This window comes from Runella rosea (assembly GCF_003325355.1).
Lineage (GTDB): Bacteria > Bacteroidota > Bacteroidia > Cytophagales > Spirosomataceae > Runella > Runella rosea.
On the sequence record NZ_CP030850.1, the window covers coordinates 2,257,213 to 2,275,933 of the forward strand.

Annotated in this window: 21 protein-coding genes; 8 read left to right on the plus strand and 13 right to left on the minus strand. The window is 45.1% G+C overall.

Annotation, left to right across the window (positions count from 1 at the left end):
- Positions 1-455 precede the first annotated feature (455 nt).
- Positions 456-662 (minus strand): hypothetical protein, encoded by a 207-nt coding sequence (locus tag DR864_RS09615; protein ID WP_114066757.1) that lies wholly within the window; start codon positions 660-662, stop codon positions 456-458.
- Between the two features lie 345 nt (positions 663-1,007).
- Here DR864_RS09615 and DR864_RS09620 point away from each other — a divergent pair, with 345 nt between their 5' ends.
- A complete protein-coding gene (locus DR864_RS09620; RefSeq protein WP_114066758.1) occupies positions 1,008-1,901 on the plus strand; it encodes an NAD-dependent epimerase/dehydratase family protein in 894 nt (297 codons plus the stop codon).
- Between the two features lie 51 nt (positions 1,902-1,952).
- The gene (locus DR864_RS09625) at positions 1,953-2,309 is read left to right on the plus strand and encodes a DUF2200 domain-containing protein (protein WP_114066759.1); all 357 of its coding nucleotides are present in this window, start codon (positions 1,953-1,955) and stop codon (positions 2,307-2,309) included.
- A gap of 46 nt (positions 2,310-2,355) precedes the next feature.
- On the opposite strand, the gene DR864_RS09630 is transcribed toward DR864_RS09625, so the two are convergent.
- Positions 2,356-2,733: a hypothetical protein gene (locus DR864_RS09630; RefSeq protein WP_162793689.1), complete on the minus strand. Its 378-nt coding sequence runs from the start codon at positions 2,731-2,733 to the stop codon at positions 2,356-2,358.
- A gap of 233 nt (positions 2,734-2,966) precedes the next feature.
- On the opposite strand from DR864_RS09630, the gene DR864_RS09635 reads away from it, so the two are divergent.
- The 3 genes from DR864_RS09635 (at position 2,967) to DR864_RS09645 (ending at position 7,095) form a co-directional block, all read left to right on the plus strand.
- A complete protein-coding gene (locus DR864_RS09635; protein ID WP_114070226.1) occupies positions 2,967-5,429 on the plus strand; it encodes a zinc-dependent metalloprotease in 2,463 nt (820 codons plus the stop codon).
- A 270-nt stretch (positions 5,430-5,699) separates the two neighbouring features.
- Positions 5,700-6,635 carry a D-2-hydroxyacid dehydrogenase gene (locus tag DR864_RS09640; protein WP_114066761.1) on the plus strand — a complete coding sequence of 312 codons (936 nt, stop codon included), beginning with the start codon at positions 5,700-5,702 and terminating at the stop codon, positions 6,633-6,635.
- Positions 6,636-6,657: 22 nt separating this feature from the next.
- Positions 6,658-7,095 carry a YybH family protein gene (locus DR864_RS09645; RefSeq protein ID WP_114066762.1) on the plus strand — a complete coding sequence of 146 codons (438 nt, stop codon included), beginning with the start codon at positions 6,658-6,660 and terminating at the stop codon, positions 7,093-7,095.
- A gap of 1 nt (position 7,096) precedes the next feature.
- Here the strand turns inward: DR864_RS09645 and DR864_RS09650 are convergent, their stop codons facing one another.
- The 10 genes from DR864_RS09650 to DR864_RS09695 form a co-directional block, all read right to left on the minus strand.
- Complete coding sequence (locus tag DR864_RS09650) at positions 7,097-7,654, minus strand: hypothetical protein (RefSeq protein ID WP_114066763.1); 558 nt, start codon at positions 7,652-7,654, stop codon at positions 7,097-7,099.
- Positions 7,655-7,812: 158 nt separating this feature from the next.
- On the minus strand, positions 7,813-10,371 hold the full coding sequence (gene ccsA / locus DR864_RS09655) for a cytochrome c biogenesis protein CcsA (RefSeq protein ID WP_114066764.1): 2,559 nt from the start codon (positions 10,369-10,371) through the stop codon (positions 7,813-7,815).
- 67 nt (positions 10,372-10,438) lie between these two features.
- Positions 10,439-10,873: a cytochrome c maturation protein CcmE domain-containing protein gene (locus tag DR864_RS09660; RefSeq protein ID WP_114066765.1), complete on the minus strand. Its 435-nt coding sequence runs from the start codon at positions 10,871-10,873 to the stop codon at positions 10,439-10,441.
- A gap of 25 nt (positions 10,874-10,898) precedes the next feature.
- Positions 10,899-11,282: a type II toxin-antitoxin system VapC family toxin gene (locus tag DR864_RS09665; protein ID WP_114066766.1), complete on the minus strand. Its 384-nt coding sequence runs from the start codon at positions 11,280-11,282 to the stop codon at positions 10,899-10,901.
- Positions 11,279-11,488 carry a type II toxin-antitoxin system VapB family antitoxin gene (gene vapB / locus DR864_RS09670; protein WP_114066767.1) on the minus strand — a complete coding sequence of 70 codons (210 nt, stop codon included), beginning with the start codon at positions 11,486-11,488 and terminating at the stop codon, positions 11,279-11,281. Before vapB ends, DR864_RS09665 begins: the two co-directional genes overlap by 4 nt.
- On the minus strand, positions 11,485-11,709 hold the full coding sequence (locus DR864_RS09675; RefSeq protein WP_114070227.1) for a CcmD family protein: 225 nt from the start codon (positions 11,707-11,709) through the stop codon (positions 11,485-11,487). Before DR864_RS09675 ends, vapB begins: the two co-directional genes overlap by 4 nt.
- Positions 11,710-11,731: 22 nt before the next feature.
- Positions 11,732-12,385, minus strand: a complete 654-nt coding sequence (gene ccsA / locus DR864_RS09680) for a cytochrome c biogenesis protein (RefSeq protein ID WP_114066768.1) — start codon at positions 12,383-12,385, stop codon at positions 11,732-11,734.
- Positions 12,386-12,470: 85 nt separating this feature from the next.
- Positions 12,471-13,133, minus strand: a complete 663-nt coding sequence (locus DR864_RS09685; protein ID WP_114066769.1) for a heme exporter protein CcmB — start codon at positions 13,131-13,133, stop codon at positions 12,471-12,473.
- A gap of 108 nt (positions 13,134-13,241) precedes the next feature.
- Entirely contained in the window at positions 13,242-14,396 is a 1,155-nt protein-coding gene (locus DR864_RS09690; protein ID WP_114066770.1) for an MFS transporter, read from the minus strand.
- Positions 14,397-14,489: 93 nt separating this feature from the next.
- The gene (locus DR864_RS09695; protein WP_205319227.1) at positions 14,490-14,759 is read right to left on the minus strand and encodes a hypothetical protein; all 270 of its coding nucleotides are present in this window, start codon (positions 14,757-14,759) and stop codon (positions 14,490-14,492) included.
- 54 nt (positions 14,760-14,813) lie between these two features.
- Here DR864_RS09695 and DR864_RS09700 point away from each other — a divergent pair, with 54 nt between their 5' ends.
- Both DR864_RS09700 and DR864_RS09705 read left to right on the plus strand, forming a co-directional pair.
- Complete coding sequence (locus tag DR864_RS09700) at positions 14,814-15,152, plus strand: PadR family transcriptional regulator (protein WP_229599553.1); 339 nt, start codon at positions 14,814-14,816, stop codon at positions 15,150-15,152.
- Positions 15,149-15,883 (plus strand): hypothetical protein, encoded by a 735-nt coding sequence (locus tag DR864_RS09705; protein ID WP_114066772.1) that lies wholly within the window; start codon positions 15,149-15,151, stop codon positions 15,881-15,883. Before DR864_RS09700 ends, DR864_RS09705 begins: the two co-directional genes overlap by 4 nt.
- Positions 15,884-16,067: 184 nt before the next feature.
- On the opposite strand, the gene DR864_RS09710 is transcribed toward DR864_RS09705, so the two are convergent.
- A complete protein-coding gene (locus tag DR864_RS09710) occupies positions 16,068-17,567 on the minus strand; it encodes a glycine--tRNA ligase (RefSeq protein ID WP_114066773.1) in 1,500 nt (499 codons plus the stop codon).
- 120 nt (positions 17,568-17,687) lie between these two features.
- On the opposite strand from DR864_RS09710, the gene DR864_RS09715 reads away from it, so the two are divergent.
- The gene (locus DR864_RS09715) at positions 17,688-18,662 is read left to right on the plus strand and encodes a ComEA family DNA-binding protein (protein ID WP_114066774.1); all 975 of its coding nucleotides are present in this window, start codon (positions 17,688-17,690) and stop codon (positions 18,660-18,662) included.
- Positions 18,663-18,721 lie beyond the last annotated feature (59 nt).

Below are 18,721 nucleotides of genomic sequence, written 5' to 3' on the forward strand. Positions count from 1 at the left end.
CAAAGGAGTAATACTTAAAAGCCACAAACAACAACAATTAAGAAACAATAGCTACTTTTGACGCTATGGATGAAATTTAATCAGAAACCAATGTGTTACACACCCCTTAGAAGTTTCGGAATAACATTAATCCCTTTGTAACTTTGTAATAAAAGGAAACTGAAATAATTGACAGTGCATCTTTGGCAACACACACCCTGTTGTTCGTTGTCTTCCTTAGGATGACTGCGAACGCCACATAAGCAGAGTGTTTGCAACACGGCAAATACTTTAAAAGTCACTTTGAAGCCTATCTAATCATCATTTTTCGCCCCGCCCTAAGATAATCATCGCTCAGTAGCGATTGCAAACTCTTACGGCCAAAGCCTGTAACAAAAAGAAGATATCTGAATTGCCGTTCCAAAACTTGATTACCTTGCAAAAGGGCCGTAATAGCATTCGTATCTAAGAGAAACCTAGTCCCACTCATTTCTAATCTTTTTTTGCCAAGCTAATCCATCGCCCCGCCAAGACAATTTACTGGCAAGATCTGAAAAATCATAGGTCTTGGATTCTTCAATCACAACCGTCACTTCTACCTCTTTTTCAGGGGAGAAGGCAGGATGCTTGATGCTAAGCACTCCTTTTTTATCAATTTTTCCTTTCAGTGTGATGACAGTCATGGTCAATCATTTAGTAAGCCTAACAAAGATACACGTTTTGGTATTACGTTGTTCTTCATCAAAAAGAAGAGCTCCCCTTCCGTTGCTCGTTGTCTTCAGCAGGATGACAGCGAACTTAGATTCTAACAGCCGCGCGGCCAATGTTGCTAACAAAAGGGTTCATTTTCTTCCCATGCAATTTTAGGTATTTTCTCATCAAAAATTTCTTTTGAGGGCTGTGAGTCATAAGACCGACAGCGGCAAAGAATCTCACAACAAGAAAGAATAATAGAGTAATTGATAGGAAGTAGGCAACACAAACCCTGTTTGGTCAGTTACCCATAAAATCATAAATCACTCACTACAATGCGAATCTTTTTTACGGGGGGCTCGGGAAAAGCAGGAAAACATGTCATTCCGTACCTGCTCGACCAAGGCCATAAAGTACTGAATGTGGACCTGACGCCACTGAATTATCCGGGGGTAGATAATCTGACAGCCGATATTACGGATTCAGGACAAATGTTCAATGCCATGACGTCCTATACCGGGTTTGAGGAATTGGAACCAGGCACCGGCGTACCTAAATTTGATGCGGTTGTTCATTTTGCAGCCGTACCCCGCATCTTACTCAAACCTGATAATGAAACGTTTCGAGTCAACACCGTGGGCACTTATAATGTGATTGAAGCGGCGGTTAAATTGGGCATCAAGAAGATCATCATTGCATCGTCGGAGACCACCTACGGTATCTGTTTTTCGGATGGACAAACTAACCCGAGTGTGTTGCCGTTGGAAGAAGATTACGACGTTGACCCCATGGACAGTTACGGATTATCGAAGGTGGTCAATGAAAAAACGGCCCGCACCTTTCAGCGACGGTCAGGATTTGATATTTATGCCCTTCGTATCGGTAATGTGATTGAACCACACGAATACGCCGAACTGTTTCCGCATTATTTTAAACACCCCGAAGTACGCCGCCGAAATGCATTCTGTTATATCGACGCCCGTGATTTGGGACAAATCGTGGACTTGTGTCTGCAAAAAGACGGCCTCGGCTATCAGGTTTTCAATGCAGGAAATGACCACAACGGGGCTGTTATCCCGAGCAAAGAACTGGCGAAGAGGTTCTTTCCCAATGTGCCCATTACGCGCGAATTGGAGGAGCATGAAGCCTTGTTTTCAAACCGCAAAATCCGTGAAGTGCTGGGATTTCAAGAACAACATAACTGGCGAAAATACGTAAAAGGAGAGTGAGTTCAAGGGCCCGCGGTCATAAGGCCGACAGCAGCAAAAATTATAAAAACAATGAAAACACACGATGAACGTTTCGCGGAAATGACCTTCGCTTCGGTGTATCCGCACTACCTAAAAAAAGTGGAGAAGAAGGGCAGAACCAAAGAAGAATTACATCAAGTCATTGAATGGCTGACGGGGTTCGACAACCAACAACTGCAAGCTCAAATTGACAATAAAGTAACTTTTGAAATCTTCTTTCAGAATGCCGAATTAAACCAAGATGCCCATCTCATTACGGGGCTGATATGCGGTTATCGGGTTGAGGAAATAGAAAATTCTTTGACCCAAAAAGTCAGGTATTTGGATAAGTTGGTAGATGAGTTGGCGAAGGGGAAAAGGTTAGGGAAAATCCTGCGAAATTCATAGCATATTTATGCCGTTGTTGGTGTTCTTTTCACCAACAACTCCTCCTTCAATTTTTAAACCCTTGCGTAAATACTTTCCACTCCACCAAGGCCAGTGTACCCACACCCACGGAGTCCAACAGTAAGTACCCTCTCCCCCACCACGAGGCTTTATCAAAAAAATACCAAAGCAATCCAAGGCAGAAAATTGCATAAGCTCCATTGCCATAAATCAAGACCCTTACCCACCTCACCGATTGGGCTTTTCTCAAAACCAAATGAAAAGCATAAACCGCATAGCATAAAGCAATGACGGCACAAGAAGTCAATAAACTGTTAGGAAGTTGAAGATAAGGTTGCACAAGGTCTTTCAATACAAGTACCGCGCCCCCTACACTCAAGCCCGCAAAGGCATCAATCCAAAGTAGCTTTTTTAGTTTTATCATAAAGTTCATGCTCCCCTTATTTTTCTCAAATATATTGATATCCTGCTATCGTATTTCCTGAATAAGTAATAAAAATCAACGGCATTGGACGTTCATTGGCTGGACGGTCGATGCAAGTAGATATTTACGGACAGTCCTTAAAATTTCTCTCTTCCCCAAAAAATTGGTTTCTTTGTAAAGAACCTCAAAAACGAGGTGCATTTTCATCCAACAAACCGACTTACCCCCTTTTTATGAAGAAACTGTTACTCCTAACTCTCTTTTCTTATTCGCTTTTTGCCCAAAACCCCATCGAGACCTTCACCAAAGACATGGAAAAGAAGGACGGTTTTATGCCCTACTATTGGGACGCTAAAAAGGGAAAAATCTATTTGGAAATCAACCGATTTGATACCGAATTGCTGTATTATCCAACCTTAGCCCAGGGTATCGGCTCCAACGACATCGGCCTCGACCGCGGGCGATTGGGGCAGGAACACGTCATTAAATTTCAACGTACTGGCAATAAAGTCTTGATGGTGGAGCCCAATTACGGCTACCGCGCCCTCAGCAACGACCCGCTCGAACGCCGTGCCGTGGAAGAATCCTTTGCGCAGTCGGTACATTGGGGATTTGAAATCGCCGCCGAAAACGCGGGGACGGTGCTTGTCGAATTGACGCCTTTTCTGTTGCAAGATGCCGTGGGAGCCATTCAGGACATTTCACGTACTCGACAAGGCACCTTCAAATTGGACGCTTCGCGCTCGGCTTTGTATTTGCCTAATACCAAAAACTTTCCCCAAAACACGGAATTTGAAGTAACCATTACGCTCACTGGAGATGCTCCCGGGGCTTACCTCCGTGCCGTAGCCCCAACGGCCACGACGGTGAGTATGCGCCAGCACCATTCCTTTGTTGAATTGCCCGACAACAACTACCAACCTCGCGGTTTCGACCCGCGCATGGGATATATTTTCACCTCTTTTTACGATTATGCCTCTCCCGTGAGTGAGCCGATTACGAAACGTTACATTGTGCGTCATCGTTTGAAGAAAAAAGACCCCAACGCCGCCATCAGCGAACCCGTAAAACCCATTATTTACTACATCGACCCGGGCGCACCCGAGCCTATCCGCTCGGCCTTGGTCGAAGGGGCCAAATGGTGGAATCAGGCGTTTGAGGCGGCAGGCTACAAAGATGCGTTTCAGGTCAAACTCCTTCCCGCCGATGCCGACCCGATGGATGTACGGTACAATCTGGTGCAGTGGGTACACCGCTCTACGCGAGGTTGGTCGTACGGTGGTAGCATCATCGACCCACGTACGGGCGAGATTTTGAAAGGCAAAGTCACGCTGGGCTCATTACGTGTTCGTCAAGATTACCTCATCGCGCAGGGGTTGGTGGGCGATTATAAAACCGATTCCACCAACACCGAAGACATGATGGGCATGTCGCTCGACCGTCTGAAACAACTGTCGGCGCACGAAATCGGGCACACATTGGGACTACCCCACAACTACGTGGCGAGCGTGCACGACCGCGCGTCGGTAATGGACTATCCGCACATGCAGGTTGAATTAAAAAACGGCAAAGTAGATTTGTCCAACGCGTACGACAAAAAAATTGGAGATTACGATAAGTGGTCCATCATTTGGGGCTATCAGGATTTCCCAAAAGGCACCGATGAAAAAAAGGCGTTGAATGCAATTGTGGACCAAATGTACGGCAAAGGCTTGTATTTCCTCACCGATCAGGACGCGCGCCCCGAAGGCAGCGCCCACCCGCAAACGCACCTCTGGGACAACGGTGTGAATGCCACCGCTGAGTTAAAACGAATTTCGGAAATTCGTAAACTGACCTTGGCCAACTTTGACGAGCGCAAACTCCGCACGGGCACACCGATGAGCTCGTTGGAAGAAGTTTTTGTGCCGATGTACATGTTTCATCGCTTTCAGGTGGAAGCCACCGCCAAAGCCATCGCTGGGGTGAATTACCGTTTTTCGGTAAAAGGCGAAAAAGAACTCACGACCACGCCTGTCAATGGTAAAGAGCAACGTGACGCATTGGTGGCGCTGCTGCAAACCCTCCAAGCCGATTTTCTGAAAGTACCCGAAATGGTTTTGAAGCTTACACCACCGCGCGCTTTTGGCTACGATGCCAATCCCCGCGAGACCTTTAAACGCCGTACAGGGCTAGTATTCGACCCACTGGGGCCACCTGAGGCTTCGGCAGGTCTTACACTGCGTATGTTGCTCAATCCTGAGCGTTTGAGTCGATTGGTAATTCAATCGTCCTTTCATCCTTCGTTGCTGAGCTTGGAAGAAACCCTCGACCAACTCATTAATGCTACGTGGAAGTCAAACACTTCACGGGCAGGATACGAGGGGGAAATCGCGCGATTAGTGGAAAAAATGACACTCGAAAAACTGCTGGAGTTGTCGAACAACAAAGAAGTGACTCCTCAAGTGAGAGCCGTAGTAATGCTAAAATTGAAAGATCTAGGCTATTGGCTTCAAAATAGAATGACAGCCGATACCAAACAAAAAGCCCATTATTTATTTGCGTCGCATCAAATTGAAACGGCAAAGTCAAACCCTTCTGACCTCAACACAACCACGCCAATGACTCCTCCCGACGGCCAGCCTATTGAATCAGGTTATGATTGGTTAGCGCCAGCCTGCGATTGGGAACTGCCTGCGTTTTCGAAGGGAAAATAACCGAAGTAGAGACGGAGAACCTCTTCCATCTCTACCTGATTAATCAAAAAAGATGCTGGAGATGATGACCAGTAAAAAGAAGACCACAATCACGATTAAATAATAAAACAAATCAATGAAAGGGTAATCTTGACGATTCAGTTTATCTAACCATTTAGAGAACATATCTTTACCGCGTATTTTAATATTCAATGTAGAATATCAAGCTAGCAAAGGACGAAAAACGGCCTTTAGCTACTGACTTTTTCGTACTAATTTTCAGCAAATCTAATGCAAATTTTCGTAAATACGTCCCTCAACGAATCGCTTCGCCAAGCATTGAAACAACAGTTGCCCACGGGGCATTCAGTATTTTTCAAGAATGAATGGTCAGAAACCGAGCAAGCGGCGGCTTTTCAACAATCACAGGTGATTTTGGGAAACCCACCCGTCGCTTGGTTGACAACTGCGCCGCCTTTACTCAAATACTGGCAGTTGGATTCGGCGGGTTTTGACGGCTACAAAAACCTGAATTTGTCCAACGTGGCCATTTGCAACCTGGCCGATTATTTCTCCATTCCCTGTGCCGAAACGATAGTGGCGGGTATTCTGGCTTTTTATCGTGGCGTAGATGAACTCACCTTGCTCAAAGCCGAAAAACGTTGGGTTGGCGCACCGATTCGCTTTCGACTCAATTTACTCACGGGCAAACGTGTGGTGATTTTGGGAGCGGGCAGCATCGGACAAGCCGTCAAAAAAATGCTTTCGGGCTTTGATTGCTCCGTTCAAATGGTTGCGCGCTCTCACCCGAGTGCGACGATTCATTCGCCCGAAGAATTGATGACGGTATTGCCCCAAACTGATTTGGTTATCAACTGTCTTCCCGGCACTGCTAAAGGTTTTTTCACGGCCCAAATGATTGATACTTTGCCAACTACGGCGGTTTTTGCCAACGTAGGACGCGGAACCACGGTAGACGAGCCGGCACTGATTGCCGCTTTGCTGGAAAAACGACTAGCTGGCGCGGTCTTGGACGTGACCGAAGTTGAACCTTTACCAACGGACAACCCGCTTTGGGATATGTCTAATGTGATTCTTACCCAACACACGGGCGGCGGGCAGGCAAGTGAAGATGAAGGAAAAATTGCTTTTTTCGTCAAAAACTTTCAACGCTTTTTAAATGGACAACCTCTTGAAAATCAGATTGATTTAACCCGTGGCTACTAACTCAACCATTATCTGTATTGACATGAAAATCTTCGCATTATTTTTGATTGCCACCTGTTTGTTTACAGGTATTACTGGTTTTTCCCAACAAAATGCCGACGAAAAAGCAATTTTAAAAATTCTCCAAAAGCAAGAAGCCGACTGGAACGCTGGCGATGTAAATTCATTTATGGAAGGCTATTGGAAATCGGACTCCCTCGCGTTTATCGGCGCAAAAGGCCCCACTTACGGTTGGAAAAATACCCTTGAAAATTACAAAGTACGCTACCCCGACCGCGCCACGATGGGCACCCTGAAATTCACGATTTTACGGTTGAATGCGCTGGACAAAAACGCCTATTTTGTTATCGGCAAATGGCACCTTACGCGCCCAGAGAAAGGAGATATTGGAGGACATTACACCCTTGTTTTTAGGAAAATAGGTAGAAAATGGCTCATTGTCAGCGACCATACATCTTAAATCAATCCTCATATTCCACCGCTTTCAGGAGCATTTTTTTCTCAAACTCCCGCAATTCATACCAAATTTTGCGACTTCCTCCCGTTGGGCGCGCGTTGGTATCGCCAGCTCGGTAAATGGGAAACTCGCGCACTAATTGCCCATTTTCAATTTTAAATGAATCATGACCCATATAACCTTCGGCCAACATCGGCAAAAGCGGCTCGGTACGAATAGCATCAAACGAAGTAGGGAGAAATTCGAAGGCGTAGATTTTGCCAAATGAGCCACTTCCGTACGTACTGGAATAAACGTAAATCTCGGGAGAACCGTTGCGATTCAAATCAGCCGCTTCGGCATTGACCACCCATCCGTCCGTTTTTTGTCGGATTAGAATCAACTGCTTGTCGTCGCGGCTTACTTTAATGACCAATTCCCTGACGGCCCCAGATTCAGTGGTGCTGATGTCGAATTGATGCTTTTGAAAAGCAATGGTTTTCTTAAAACTGTCGAAAGCAGGAATATCGGTTTCTTTTTGGTTAAAACGTGAAAATCCCACCAGTGCGAAAATCGCAACCAATAGTACTGAAATTGAGGCTATTTGTGACTTTTTATGCACTAAACCCGATGATTTGCAGAGCTTAAAGAAAGTTGGATATTAACCATTTTTAATTAATACTGAACTACTATCAAAAAAGCGGCCAAAAAGCCGCTTTTTTGATTTTATTTATGCTTTGGTTAAACTTTCTCCAGTTCCACTCCTTTATCTCTCACCAGACGAAACTCTCGAAAACGCCGGATGGTCGACATCATAAAACCGATGACCAAGACAATGGTTCCAATCCATAACACATTGATAAGTGGTTTTTCCACAGCTTTCATCACAATGTAGTCACGTTGTTTGGAATTGACGGCAAAACTGAATGTGCCTGTTTTAGGGTCAATCTCCATAAACTGAACTCGTAAACCCAAATCTTCGTTTACTTCGGGCTTGCGCATCACCATACGGTCCTGATTAATGGCAAAAGTTGGCGTAATGAAGTATTCACGCTCTTTATCTAATATCTTAATTTGTGCTTTTACGGCCACGTCGTTGGGCGTAAGCGCTATTCCTTCCACCTTATCCGTACGGCCTACGCTTTCGAGTACGGCCACAAAATCGTTGACAAAAAATGTGTCCTGCATCGCCACCCGGAAGTTTTCGGTAGGCGACCACTCTTCCGCTTTCTTGGGGTCACTTCCTACTGTTACGTACGAATACAGGTCTTTATTAAGCTCACGTTTAATATCGGGCGATGTCACCAATCCCATTTTTTCGTTGAACTGCACCCGTGGATACAATGTTGCAATACGACCGTTAGGCTCGCGGTATTCAACTTCATAATGCGCGTTTTCGGCGTAGACTGCCACCGTGTCGCCTTTTTTGTGGTACGTTTTTTCGCCGATTGTAATGTCACGCAGACAAACCGCGTGGAAATCACCTTCAATCACGTCTACCCAAGTGTTGGGAACGAACTCAGGCACGTCACGGATTTCGATGCGAGGACCACGGTAAGTCAACAGATAATCCCCCATACGCGTCGGCTGTCCGAGCCACAAGAGGACGTTTTCTTTATTTTCTTTGTTATCCTCCTTCGTAAAATAATCATCTTTTGAAATCAGTAAGCCCGACGCATTCAGCGACACCACTTTTTGATAACCCGATGACCACAAAATTCCAATCAACATCAGCGCCACCCCAATGTGGGTAATAGACCCACCCGATACCCGATAACTACCGCGTAAAACACCGATAATGATGGTAATGTTAGAGACCAACGCAAATACCGCCGCTGTCAATAAAGCGATATAAGGTAGTTTATTGATACCACCGAATGTAATCAGTAAGGCGCTGATAAACAGTGAAATCCACACAGGTGTCAGCAAGTCCTGCATTTTTCCTTTCTGCACTCGCTTCCACCAAAAATACTGGCCAATGCCAGACAGGATAGTAATGACAGCAAAAAACCAAAGCTGAAATTTGGTATAATATGAGATAGCATCCGTGGGAGGAGCCAATTTAGAAACTCCGCCAAAAGCCTGTACAATGCTGTTCCAAACGGGAATAGAAGTAGGAATAATGACCTGAAAACTCGCCAAACACAGCACCGTAGCCCCCATAAAAAGCCAGAATTCACGCGAATAGGTTGATACTTCGTCTTTGTCAGAAGGCATAAGTTTCCACACCCGAACGGTCAATATCGTTGCCACGATAATAAAGGCAAACAGATAAAGTAGCAACTGCCCCGAAAGACCCAAATCGGTAAACGAGTGAACGGAGGCATTGCCCAAAATCCCGCTGCGCGTGAGGAAAGTAGAATAAAGAATCAGAATAAACTGCGCAATAATCAGAATGACCGAAGTCTTGAGTGCGGTAGCGTTTTTCTTGGCAATAATCATGGTGTGCAAGGCCGCAATCACGATGAGCCAAGGCACGTATACAGCATTCTCAACGGGGTCCCAGCTCCAATAGCTATTGAAGCTCAAAGTTTCGTAGGCCCAATAACCGCCCATCAAAATACCGACCCCGAGAATCACGCCTGTCAGCAACGTCCAAGGCAAAGCAGGCCGCAACCATTCTACTACTTGCTTGCGCCAAAGGCCCGCCATCAAATACGCAAAAGGCACCAATGTAAGGGCAAAGCCTAAAAACAAAGTAGGTGGGTGAATCACCATCCAATAGTTTTGCAACAACGGGTTGAGACCGTTTCCATCTTTGGGCACAAAATCAGGATTGAGTTGTAAAAACGGTGCACCGGGATTTGCTTCAGCAATGGTCAAAAAAGGCGTACTTCCTATTTTAAAATCCAATCCTGGGATGATAACACCCAGAATCATAGACGTTAAAAAAGCCTGTACCAACGCATAAACCGTCATCATGGGCGCTTCCCAAAGCTTATTGGTCCGAATCAAAATCACGCCCAAAACCGCTTGCCAAAACATCCAGAGCATAAAGCTTCCTTCCTGTCCTTCCCAAAAGCAAGACAGCATATAGTACCACGGAAGCGCCCTAGATGAGTGGCTCCACGCATAGTGGTATTCAAAATGATGGCCGTAAATAATAACATACAGCGTAGCACACACACCGATAACGGCGGCAGCATGAATATAAAAAGCAGTTCTGGCGAAGCGTTTCCACGTTTCTACCTGTAGATTGTCAGTCGATAAAAGAGTGGCTCGTAAATACGCATACGTAGCGACCAACGACGTTACGAAGGAAAAAATTACGAGAAGGTGTCCTAAATTTCCGAGAGTCATGAGTTGGGTTGTTGGACAAAAAAAGCCAGTCGGTATGTCTCATCCGCTGCCATTTTTTGGCTATGAATTATATTTTCTCCGCCGTAGCTTCCTTAAAATCAGGTGCTTCATTGGTGTATTTTGAAGGACATTTCATCAAAATCTTGTTACATTCAAAATAGTCTTTCTGCATCCGACCTATCACCACGACCTGCTCCGATTTATCAAAATCTTGCGGTTTAGGACTCAGATAAACGACTTTTTTGACAATTTTGTTGGTATCGACCAGCATAAATTCAAAGCGATTGGCATCCATGACGGGGTCATATTTCATGCCCACGATTTGCCCGTTGGTGTCTTTGGTCAACTTACCCACCACGTGCACCTCTGAGGTTTCTCCTTCCTTGGCCAGCTCTTCAGCTTCCGTAAAGTTTGAGTATGTACTTGCACTGCCGTAGGTTGACACGATGATTCCGATGGCAATGGCAATGACGATTAATCCGAAAATGTGTATTTTTTTCATTGTTGTACTGATTTTTGATTCTTTACTACCAAAGGCGTGTTACGCCATACTCTTCAAAAAGTTTTTCTTTTGTAATAATCGTTAACTTTTCACTTAGCGCCTGGGCTATCAGCGTGCGGTCGAATGGGTCGCGGTGGTGAAAAGGAAGCTGAGAAAGTTGGATTATGTTATCAAAACGAATTGGCAAAATATTAATTCTGTTATTCACAACCCAATTTTCCAAATCCACAAATGACATATCCAATTTTAATTTACCCAAACTAATTTTTATGCCGATTTCCCAAAAAGAGGCTACACTGACAAAACATACGGTATCTATATCTTCGATAACTGATTTCGTAGCTTCTGGCAACTTTGGATTGCCTTCGGTAAACCAAATAAGGGAATGAGTATCAAGCAAGTATTTCACGGATACATATATTCTTTAAAGTCTTCCAATGGCTCGTCGAAATCATCAGACATCGTTATTTTCCCTTTAAATACCCCAAATTGGCGTTTTTTAGGAATTGCATCATGAGGCTGTTCACTCATCCATGAATCTACTAAATCCTCTATTTTAGCCAATTGTTCTGGAGGCAATTTTTCGAGCTTTGCAACTAAATCTAAGATGCTCATTTCTTCAATTGTTTTTCAAGCTTCGACACTTTCCTGTCAATGTTCACTAAAAACGCAATAATTCCAGCAAAAATCACCGAAATTACCGCTACAACGACCCAAATCTTGCCGTCGGCCCGCATTTGGTCGGCCATTGCTACTTCCTCAACAACAGATTGTTGGGCAAAGAGGTTTACATTAGTTACCAGCGTAAAAAGAAAAAAATAAAATATAGTTCTCATCGGTTTATCAAGTTGTGAATGGTTAATCATTTGAGGTCAACGCCCGTACCCGAATGCGCAGCGTAGCAATCCAGGTTCCGAGCAACATCCAACCAATAATGATGGGATAAAATACCCGTCGCATTTGGTTGTCCATATCGTATTCGCCAAAAGCTGGATTGCCGCCGTTGCCCGGGTGGAGTGAATCGGTCATACGGGGTAGGATGTAAATCAGCGGAATAAAAACCGCAAAGGCAAAAATGTTGTATACGGCCGAAATTCGGGCTTTTTTCTGCTCGTCTTCCAGCGAGCTTCTCAGCACGGTATATGCAAAATACATCAACATACTGATGGCTACACTGTTGAGTTTGGGGTCGTTGGGCCACCAATCTCCCCAAGTTACGCGTGCCCAAAGCGAGCCAGTAGCACAACCGAGTGCACCAAAAAGCAATGCGACGTTGGTAAATTCTACCGCCTTGATATCGTCGGCCAAATTGTTGGAACGCAGGTAACGAATGGAATAAATCGCCGAGGTAAGCAAAAATAGCGTCGTAGCAAACCACAGTGAGACGTGAAAGTATACGTTTCGAATACTTTCGTTCAAAATATTGCGACGAGGTACCTCGCCCATCAATCCAAAATAAAATCCGTACGTCAACAAAACAACGGCCAGTACTTTCCACCAGTTATTTTTCATAGTTTATGCTCAACGATAAGCGATGTTTACAAACATTCGCTCTTTTTGTTTCAATGTATAAAACGTTTTAAAACAGTTGTAATGACTAACTTTTCCACAAATACGGAAACAAAATTAATGACAAACTGATTACAATCGCATCCAATGCCAACAATACCACGATTTCTTCGCCGCTGACACTCCGATCCAGGCCATCGAGGGCATTTTTGGCTAATTTCATGACCATCAACAGCAACGGAATAATAGCTGGAAAACTCAGAATGGACATCAACGCGGCATTGTTTTCGGCCTTCGACGCAATGCCCGCTACCATCGTAAGCGTAGAGGCAAACCCAATACCTGCCAATACAATGGTAAGCAGATACATCGGTATATCTCCTACCGGATTTCCCATTACAAACGCATAAAATCCAAAACCCGCCAACGATAAAACAATCATCAACCCAGAATTGTACAGGATTTTGGAGAGAATAATGCCCCGTGGGCTCGCCAGCGTGTAGTAATAGAGCAATCGGCCCGCGCGCTCCTGCGTAAAGCTTTTGGAAATGGCACTCACCGCTGTAAACAGGACAATAATCCAGAAAAGGGTATTCCACGTAAGCGGATTGAGCTGATTGGATTTGAGCCTAAAGCTCAAATAACAAACAAAAACGGTACTTACAATGTACAGCAACATGCCGTTGAGGGCATAGCGTTGCCGCCATTCCAGCGTAATTTCTTTTCCAATCAGGGTGCGAAGTTCTTGCATTGGTGTTAGTTACAACGTCACCATCATAGTGATAGGTCGTTGACGCGTCAAAATTACGACACAAACCAACGCGTTGTACTGAGGGAAGTCATTAGTTTTTAATTTTTATCAGGCAAGTACCCGATTCGTACGCTTCCACCAAAGTAAATATCCCAATGAGACCACCGCCAAAACCGCCGAAATGAAAAACGCAAAGGGCATTTTATGCACATCTCCTTGGTACCACCAGCCTGACCACCAAGCCCCTACGCCAATACCCGCTTCCAACGCTATGTACATTGTAGCAAGGGCACGACCTCTATAATCTGGATGGCTCAAATCAATGGCCCAAGCCGTAAGCGTTGGCGTATTCAATCCCCACGAAAAGCCAAACAGAATTGCGGCGGCCCAAAAGCCCAACGGCGATTGGGTCAAACCTAAAATGGTCATGCCAATCGCTAAAATCACAGTAGAGATAATCAAGACTGGCACACGCCCGTGAATGTCGGACGACTTGCTCGCAAATACCCGGATCAATAAAGACGCCACCGTGTAGACGGTAAAAAACAGTCCTTTGTTGCCTATGCCCAAGGTTTTGCTCATATCGGGCACGAGAGTTAAAATAACCCCCGACGAAAACGAGACACAAAACATCACAATAAATACGCTCAATACCCTAGGCTCAAAAATATCGCGACGCGAAATTTTAAACAGCTTCAAACTAAACGGTTGTTTGTCAACAAGCGTCTCTTTCATATTGAGCAATATCAGAATTGAAATCAGCGCAAACGCCGACGCTACGTAAAACATAGGATTGATGCCAAACCACAACGTTAGATAACTACCGATGGATGGCCCGATTGACATCCCCGTGGCCGTAAAAATCCCCAGCATCCCAGCTGCTTCGCCCCGGCGGTTTTCAGGAATAATATCGGCCACATAGGCCGCCGTCGCTGTAGGTTTGGTTCCCGTTGAAAAACCGTGTAAAAACCGCAACAACAGAAAACCCCATACTACATGCACAAAGGGATAAAACAAACTACACACGCAACACACCAGCGACCCGAAGGCCATCACTGGTACCCGCCCGACAGTGTCGGTGAGTTTGCCGCTGAAAGGCCTCGACAAGCCAGCAGTGAGCGTAAAAAGAGCAATGATAAGACCGATGTGTTCCTTGCCGCCCATGGCAGTCAGGTAATCGGGCAATTCAGGAATCATCATCTGAAAACTTGCCGAAAACAGAAAGTTACTGATGCAAAGAAGCCAAAACTGAAGATTGTACATAACGAAAATAACGGTGGAGAATAAAAAAATAAAGGACTAAAAGACGCTTTTGGGGTATCTTTTAGTCCTTTTTCATGCTTTATTAATGATTGTTTATCTTATTTCGAAAACAGTTTCCGACAAATCTTCCGTGTTGACGTAAAGGTCTGACAGCGGCAGTTCCATCCCGATAGTTTCTAAAAAGAGTGATGATTCCAATGATTTTCCTTCAAAGACCAATGACCAGATTCCCTCGTTGCTTTTTCGCCACAATTCTGCCCAAACCCGACGAGAATCAATCAAAAGATATTCTCTAAACGTGGGAATATCACGGAAAAGTTCAAATTTTTCGCCTCTGCCGTAACTGTCGGGAGAAAAATACAAAAACTTTATACATAAGAAAATTTGGTATATAGAAATCTCATGTATATTTGCGCAATGCAACAACAAACCTACCTCAAAGGCTGCCTAAGCGCCATCGTGCTGCAATTATTGCAGGATAACAAGCGCATGTACGGCTACGAAATTACGCAACGGGTACGCGAAATCACGGCGGGTGAACTCCAACTCACCGAAGGAGCGCTCTACCCTACCCTGCATAAACTGGAAGCCGAAGGCGTATTGACCACCGAAAATGCATTGGTGGAAGGCCGTAACCGAAAATATTATAAACTCACCGAAAACGGCCACCAACAGGCCCAAAGCGCTGTGTCTGAGCTGGCAGATTTTGTTTCTAATCTCCAAAAAATCTTACACCTAAAACCTTCAATCGGATGAAGTTAACGGCCCAACAACTTGACCTAATCAGTAAGGAAATCATTGAAGGCGGTATCAAGTACCAAGACCTGTACGAAGAATTATTGGACCATTATATTTTGGCTATTGAAGAGCGTATGGGTCAAGGGCAGACGTTTGGGGAAGCGTTTGGCGAGGTACACACTGACTTTGTAAATTACAAGTTATCCTTAGGTTCTTTTTACTATTATGATGCCCGAAAATTCACAACGGTTCAAAAAGCCAATTATGGATTAGCAAGGCTTCAATCCGAATACCAAGAAAGCCTCAACAAAGAAATTTCCCAAAGGCATTGGCAAATCATGAAAGGCTACTTCCGCTGGCCCACGTTTGTAACTACGATTTTGGTGGGATTACTTACGTTTCAATTTGCCTATTTGGTGCCGCGTACATCTTTTGTATGGGTCATTTCAGCATGTGTTTTCTTTCCCATCTTAGTAGTACTGCCTCAAGTGGCCAAGCAAATTTGGGGATATGGATTTGGGAAGCAAAAGTTCGTTAACTCGCTTAAATACAACGCTATATATACACGACTTGGGCTATTGTTTGCCTTAGTAAGTGTCACTCTAAACTTGCCGCGTGCTTTCTTTGATTACAACATATTCAAGGATGGCCCACTCTTCATTGTGGCCTCTTTACTTTGCTTCTACATCGCCTATTCCCTCAGTTTTTACCAACTCTACCGCGAGCGGTTTAAGGTTAAAATGGCGTAACTTCAAAAATAAAATAACCACAGAGTAAGGGAGGAACACAGAGAGGAAGTCAATCCTCTGTGGTTCTCTGTTTCTCTGTGGTTGAAAAATAGCGTAAAATAAAATAACCACAGAGTAAGGGAGGAACACAGAGAGGAAGTCAATCCTCTGTGGTTCTCTGTTTCTCTGTGGTTGACAAAAAGACCTAAATCAACTCCAAAATCCGCTGTTCCGATACGGCGTAGCCGATTTTGGCTTTCAACTCGCTGATATGTACCCGCTCCTGCTCCATGCTGTCACGATGACGGATGGTAACGGTATCATCTTCCAGAGTCTGATAATCGACCGCAATACAGAACGGCGTACCGATAAGATCTTGGCGAGTATAACGCTTGCCGATGGCATCGCGCTCTTCGTAAAACACGCGGAACTCGCTCCGAAGCGCTTTGACAATTTCTTCCGCTTTTTCGGGCAGACCGTCTTTTTTCACCAACGGGAAAATCGCCGCTTTGAAAGGTGCCAACGCAGGGTGCAGTTTTAATACTGTGCGCTCTTTTTGAGAGTCGCCTTCGCCCACAGTTTCTTTGGTAAAGGCATTGCAGAATACGGCCAAAAACAGACGATCTGCCCCTACCGACGTTTCGACCACGTACGGAATGTAGTTGCCGAAAGGCTTGCCGTTTTCGTCGAGGTCGTTGTCAAAGTATTGTTGTTTCTTTTTAGAGAGTTCCTGGTGATTTTTCAAGTCAAAATCGGTGCGTGAGTGAATCCCTTCAATCTCGCGAAAACCAAACGGAAACTGATACTCAATATCCACGGCGGCGTTGGCGTAGTGGGCGAGTTTTTCGTGAATGTGGAATTTCAATTTTTCGGCAGGAAGTCCCACGGCTTGGTGAAATTTCAAACGCGTATCGCGCCATTTTTCATACCATTCCATTTCGGTACCAGGACGTACAAAAAACTGCATTTCCATTTGTTCAAACTCCCGCATCCGAAACGTAAACTGCCGCGCAACGATCTCATTCCGAAAGGCTTTTCCGATCTGGGCGATGCCAAACGGAATCTTCATCCGACCTGATTTCTGTACGTTCAGGAAGTTCACAAAAATTCCCTGCGCCGTTTCGGGACGCAGATAAATCAAATTTGAATCCTCGGCCACCGAACCCACCTGCGTGCTGAACATCAGGTTGAACTGACGCACTTCGGTCCAGTTGGTAGTACCCGAAATCGGGCATTTGATTCCTTCCGCAATGATGAGTTCACGAACGGCTTCGAGGTCGTTATCGCCCAACAAACGGCCCATTTCGTTCAATAGCGCCTGCGCTTTTTCGGGTTGTCCGTCGGCCGCGTATTGCTCCGCTTTGCCTTCTAATAATTGGTCAGCACGGTAGCGTTTTTTGGAATCTTTGTTGTCAATCATCGGGTCGTTGAAGCCATCCACGTGCCCGGAGGCTTTCCACGTAAGCGGGTGCATGAAAATCGCCGCGTCGATGCCCACAATCGGTCCGCCACTGCGGTTGTCGTTGAGCTGCGTCATGGCTTTCCACCAGATATTTTTGAGGTTATTTTTCAGTTCTACGCCGTTCTGACCGTAGTCATAAACCGCCTGTAGACCGTCGTAAATCTCGGAAGAAGGAAATACAAATCCGTATTCTTTGGCGTGCGCCACAATGTCCTGTAAAGAAGTAGCCGGTGCTTGACTCATGGGTACGTTATTCGTTTGTTATCTATTGTTCAAGATGATATAAGCGCGCAAAATTAGGGAATTTGTGACGTAATGATGCAATGTAAGTCAAAAAGCCGCTAGACAAGCTTCTAATTCTCTATGTTAAAACGCCTTCTCTACTTAATTCGCGATGAATTTGGCCTTTCACGCAGTCAGGCACGGGGATTTTTGGTGGTTGCGGTCGTGATGATTTTGTGCTGGTTTGGGCCATTGACCTACGACCGTTTTGTTTCAGAAGAGTCTACGATTATACCCGAAGCCGATAGCCGAAAAGCCGATAGTTTACTGGCGATTTTAGAAAAGATACAACCCGAAAAGCCCTATTATACAAAGTCAAATCGGGTTGATTATTCACAAAAAGACCGTGACGAAAATCCAGAACGGCCGCTGTCGTTGTTTTATTTTGACCCTAATACGGCTTCAGATGCTCAGTTTCAGGAGCTGGGCATGCCGAAATTTATTGCCGAAAGAATTGTAAAGTACCGCACCAAAGGCGGGCAATTTCGCAAGAAAGAAGATTTACAGAAAATTTACGGCTTGGCTCCTGCATTGTACGAACGTCTCGAACCCTACATCAACATCCCCGAAAAGAAACCGTTTGCCGCAACTACAAACCCACCCGTTCCTGAGCCAGCCTTTACCCCTGCGGCTCCTAAACCTGCGTTTACAAAACCTGCCTTGACGACTTTTGACATTAATACCGCCGATACGAGTCAGTTGATTCGTTTGAAAGGGATTGGGAGCAAACTCGCCGCCAGGATTGTTAAATTTCGGGATGGATTGGGTGGCTTTGCATCTACAACGCAGTACGCTGAAGTTTTCGGGCTGGATTCACTGGCGCTGAGCGAGTTAAATCGATTTGCACAAGTACGCACTTCTGTACAGAAAATCAGCATCAACACCGTTTCGCCAGAAGAGTTGGACCGGCATCCCTATCTTTCCAGACGTCAATCTGAAATCATCGTGCGATACCGTGAGCAGCATGGTGCCTACAAAACACCTCAGGATTTATTGAATATCAAGATTTTGGACGAGAAGCTTGTTAATAAGATAGCGCCTTATTTGGCGTTTTGACAAAAAAATCACGCAAAGTCGCGAAGCAGCACCGTTTTTCTCGGTGGCTCCGCATCTCT

Coding starts and splice junctions, on each gene's coding strand:
- DR864_RS09615 (WP_114066757.1), bottom strand. CDS start 662: ATGACTGTCATCACACTGAAAGGAAAAATTGATAAAAAAGGAGTGCTT.
- DR864_RS09620 (WP_114066758.1), top strand. CDS start 1,008: ATGCGAATCTTTTTTACGGGGGGCTCGGGAAAAGCAGGAAAACATGTC.
- DR864_RS09625 (WP_114066759.1), top strand. CDS start 1,953: ATGAAAACACACGATGAACGTTTCGCGGAAATGACCTTCGCTTCGGTG.
- DR864_RS09630 (WP_162793689.1), bottom strand. CDS start 2,733: ATGATAAAACTAAAAAAGCTACTTTGGATTGATGCCTTTGCGGGCTTG.
- DR864_RS09635 (WP_114070226.1), top strand. CDS start 2,967: ATGAAGAAACTGTTACTCCTAACTCTCTTTTCTTATTCGCTTTTTGCC.
- DR864_RS09640 (WP_114066761.1), top strand. CDS start 5,700: ATGCAAATTTTCGTAAATACGTCCCTCAACGAATCGCTTCGCCAAGCA.
- DR864_RS09645 (WP_114066762.1), top strand. CDS start 6,658: ATGAAAATCTTCGCATTATTTTTGATTGCCACCTGTTTGTTTACAGGT.
- ccsA (WP_114066764.1), bottom strand. CDS start 10,371: ATGACTCTCGGAAATTTAGGACACCTTCTCGTAATTTTTTCCTTCGTA.
- DR864_RS09660 (WP_114066765.1), bottom strand. CDS start 10,873: ATGAAAAAAATACACATTTTCGGATTAATCGTCATTGCCATTGCCATC.
- vapB (WP_114066767.1), bottom strand. CDS start 11,488: ATGAGCATCTTAGATTTAGTTGCAAAGCTCGAAAAATTGCCTCCAGAA.
- DR864_RS09675 (WP_114070227.1), bottom strand. CDS start 11,709: ATGAGAACTATATTTTATTTTTTTCTTTTTACGCTGGTAACTAATGTA.
- ccsA (WP_114066768.1), bottom strand. CDS start 12,385: ATGAAAAATAACTGGTGGAAAGTACTGGCCGTTGTTTTGTTGACGTAC.
- DR864_RS09685 (WP_114066769.1), bottom strand. CDS start 13,133: ATGCAAGAACTTCGCACCCTGATTGGAAAAGAAATTACGCTGGAATGG.
- DR864_RS09690 (WP_114066770.1), bottom strand. CDS start 14,396: ATGTACAATCTTCAGTTTTGGCTTCTTTGCATCAGTAACTTTCTGTTT.
- DR864_RS09700 (WP_229599553.1), top strand. CDS start 14,814: ATGCAACAACAAACCTACCTCAAAGGCTGCCTAAGCGCCATCGTGCTG.
- DR864_RS09705 (WP_114066772.1), top strand. CDS start 15,149: ATGAAGTTAACGGCCCAACAACTTGACCTAATCAGTAAGGAAATCATT.
- DR864_RS09710 (WP_114066773.1), bottom strand. CDS start 17,567: ATGAGTCAAGCACCGGCTACTTCTTTACAGGACATTGTGGCGCACGCC.
- DR864_RS09715 (WP_114066774.1), top strand. CDS start 17,688: ATGTTAAAACGCCTTCTCTACTTAATTCGCGATGAATTTGGCCTTTCA.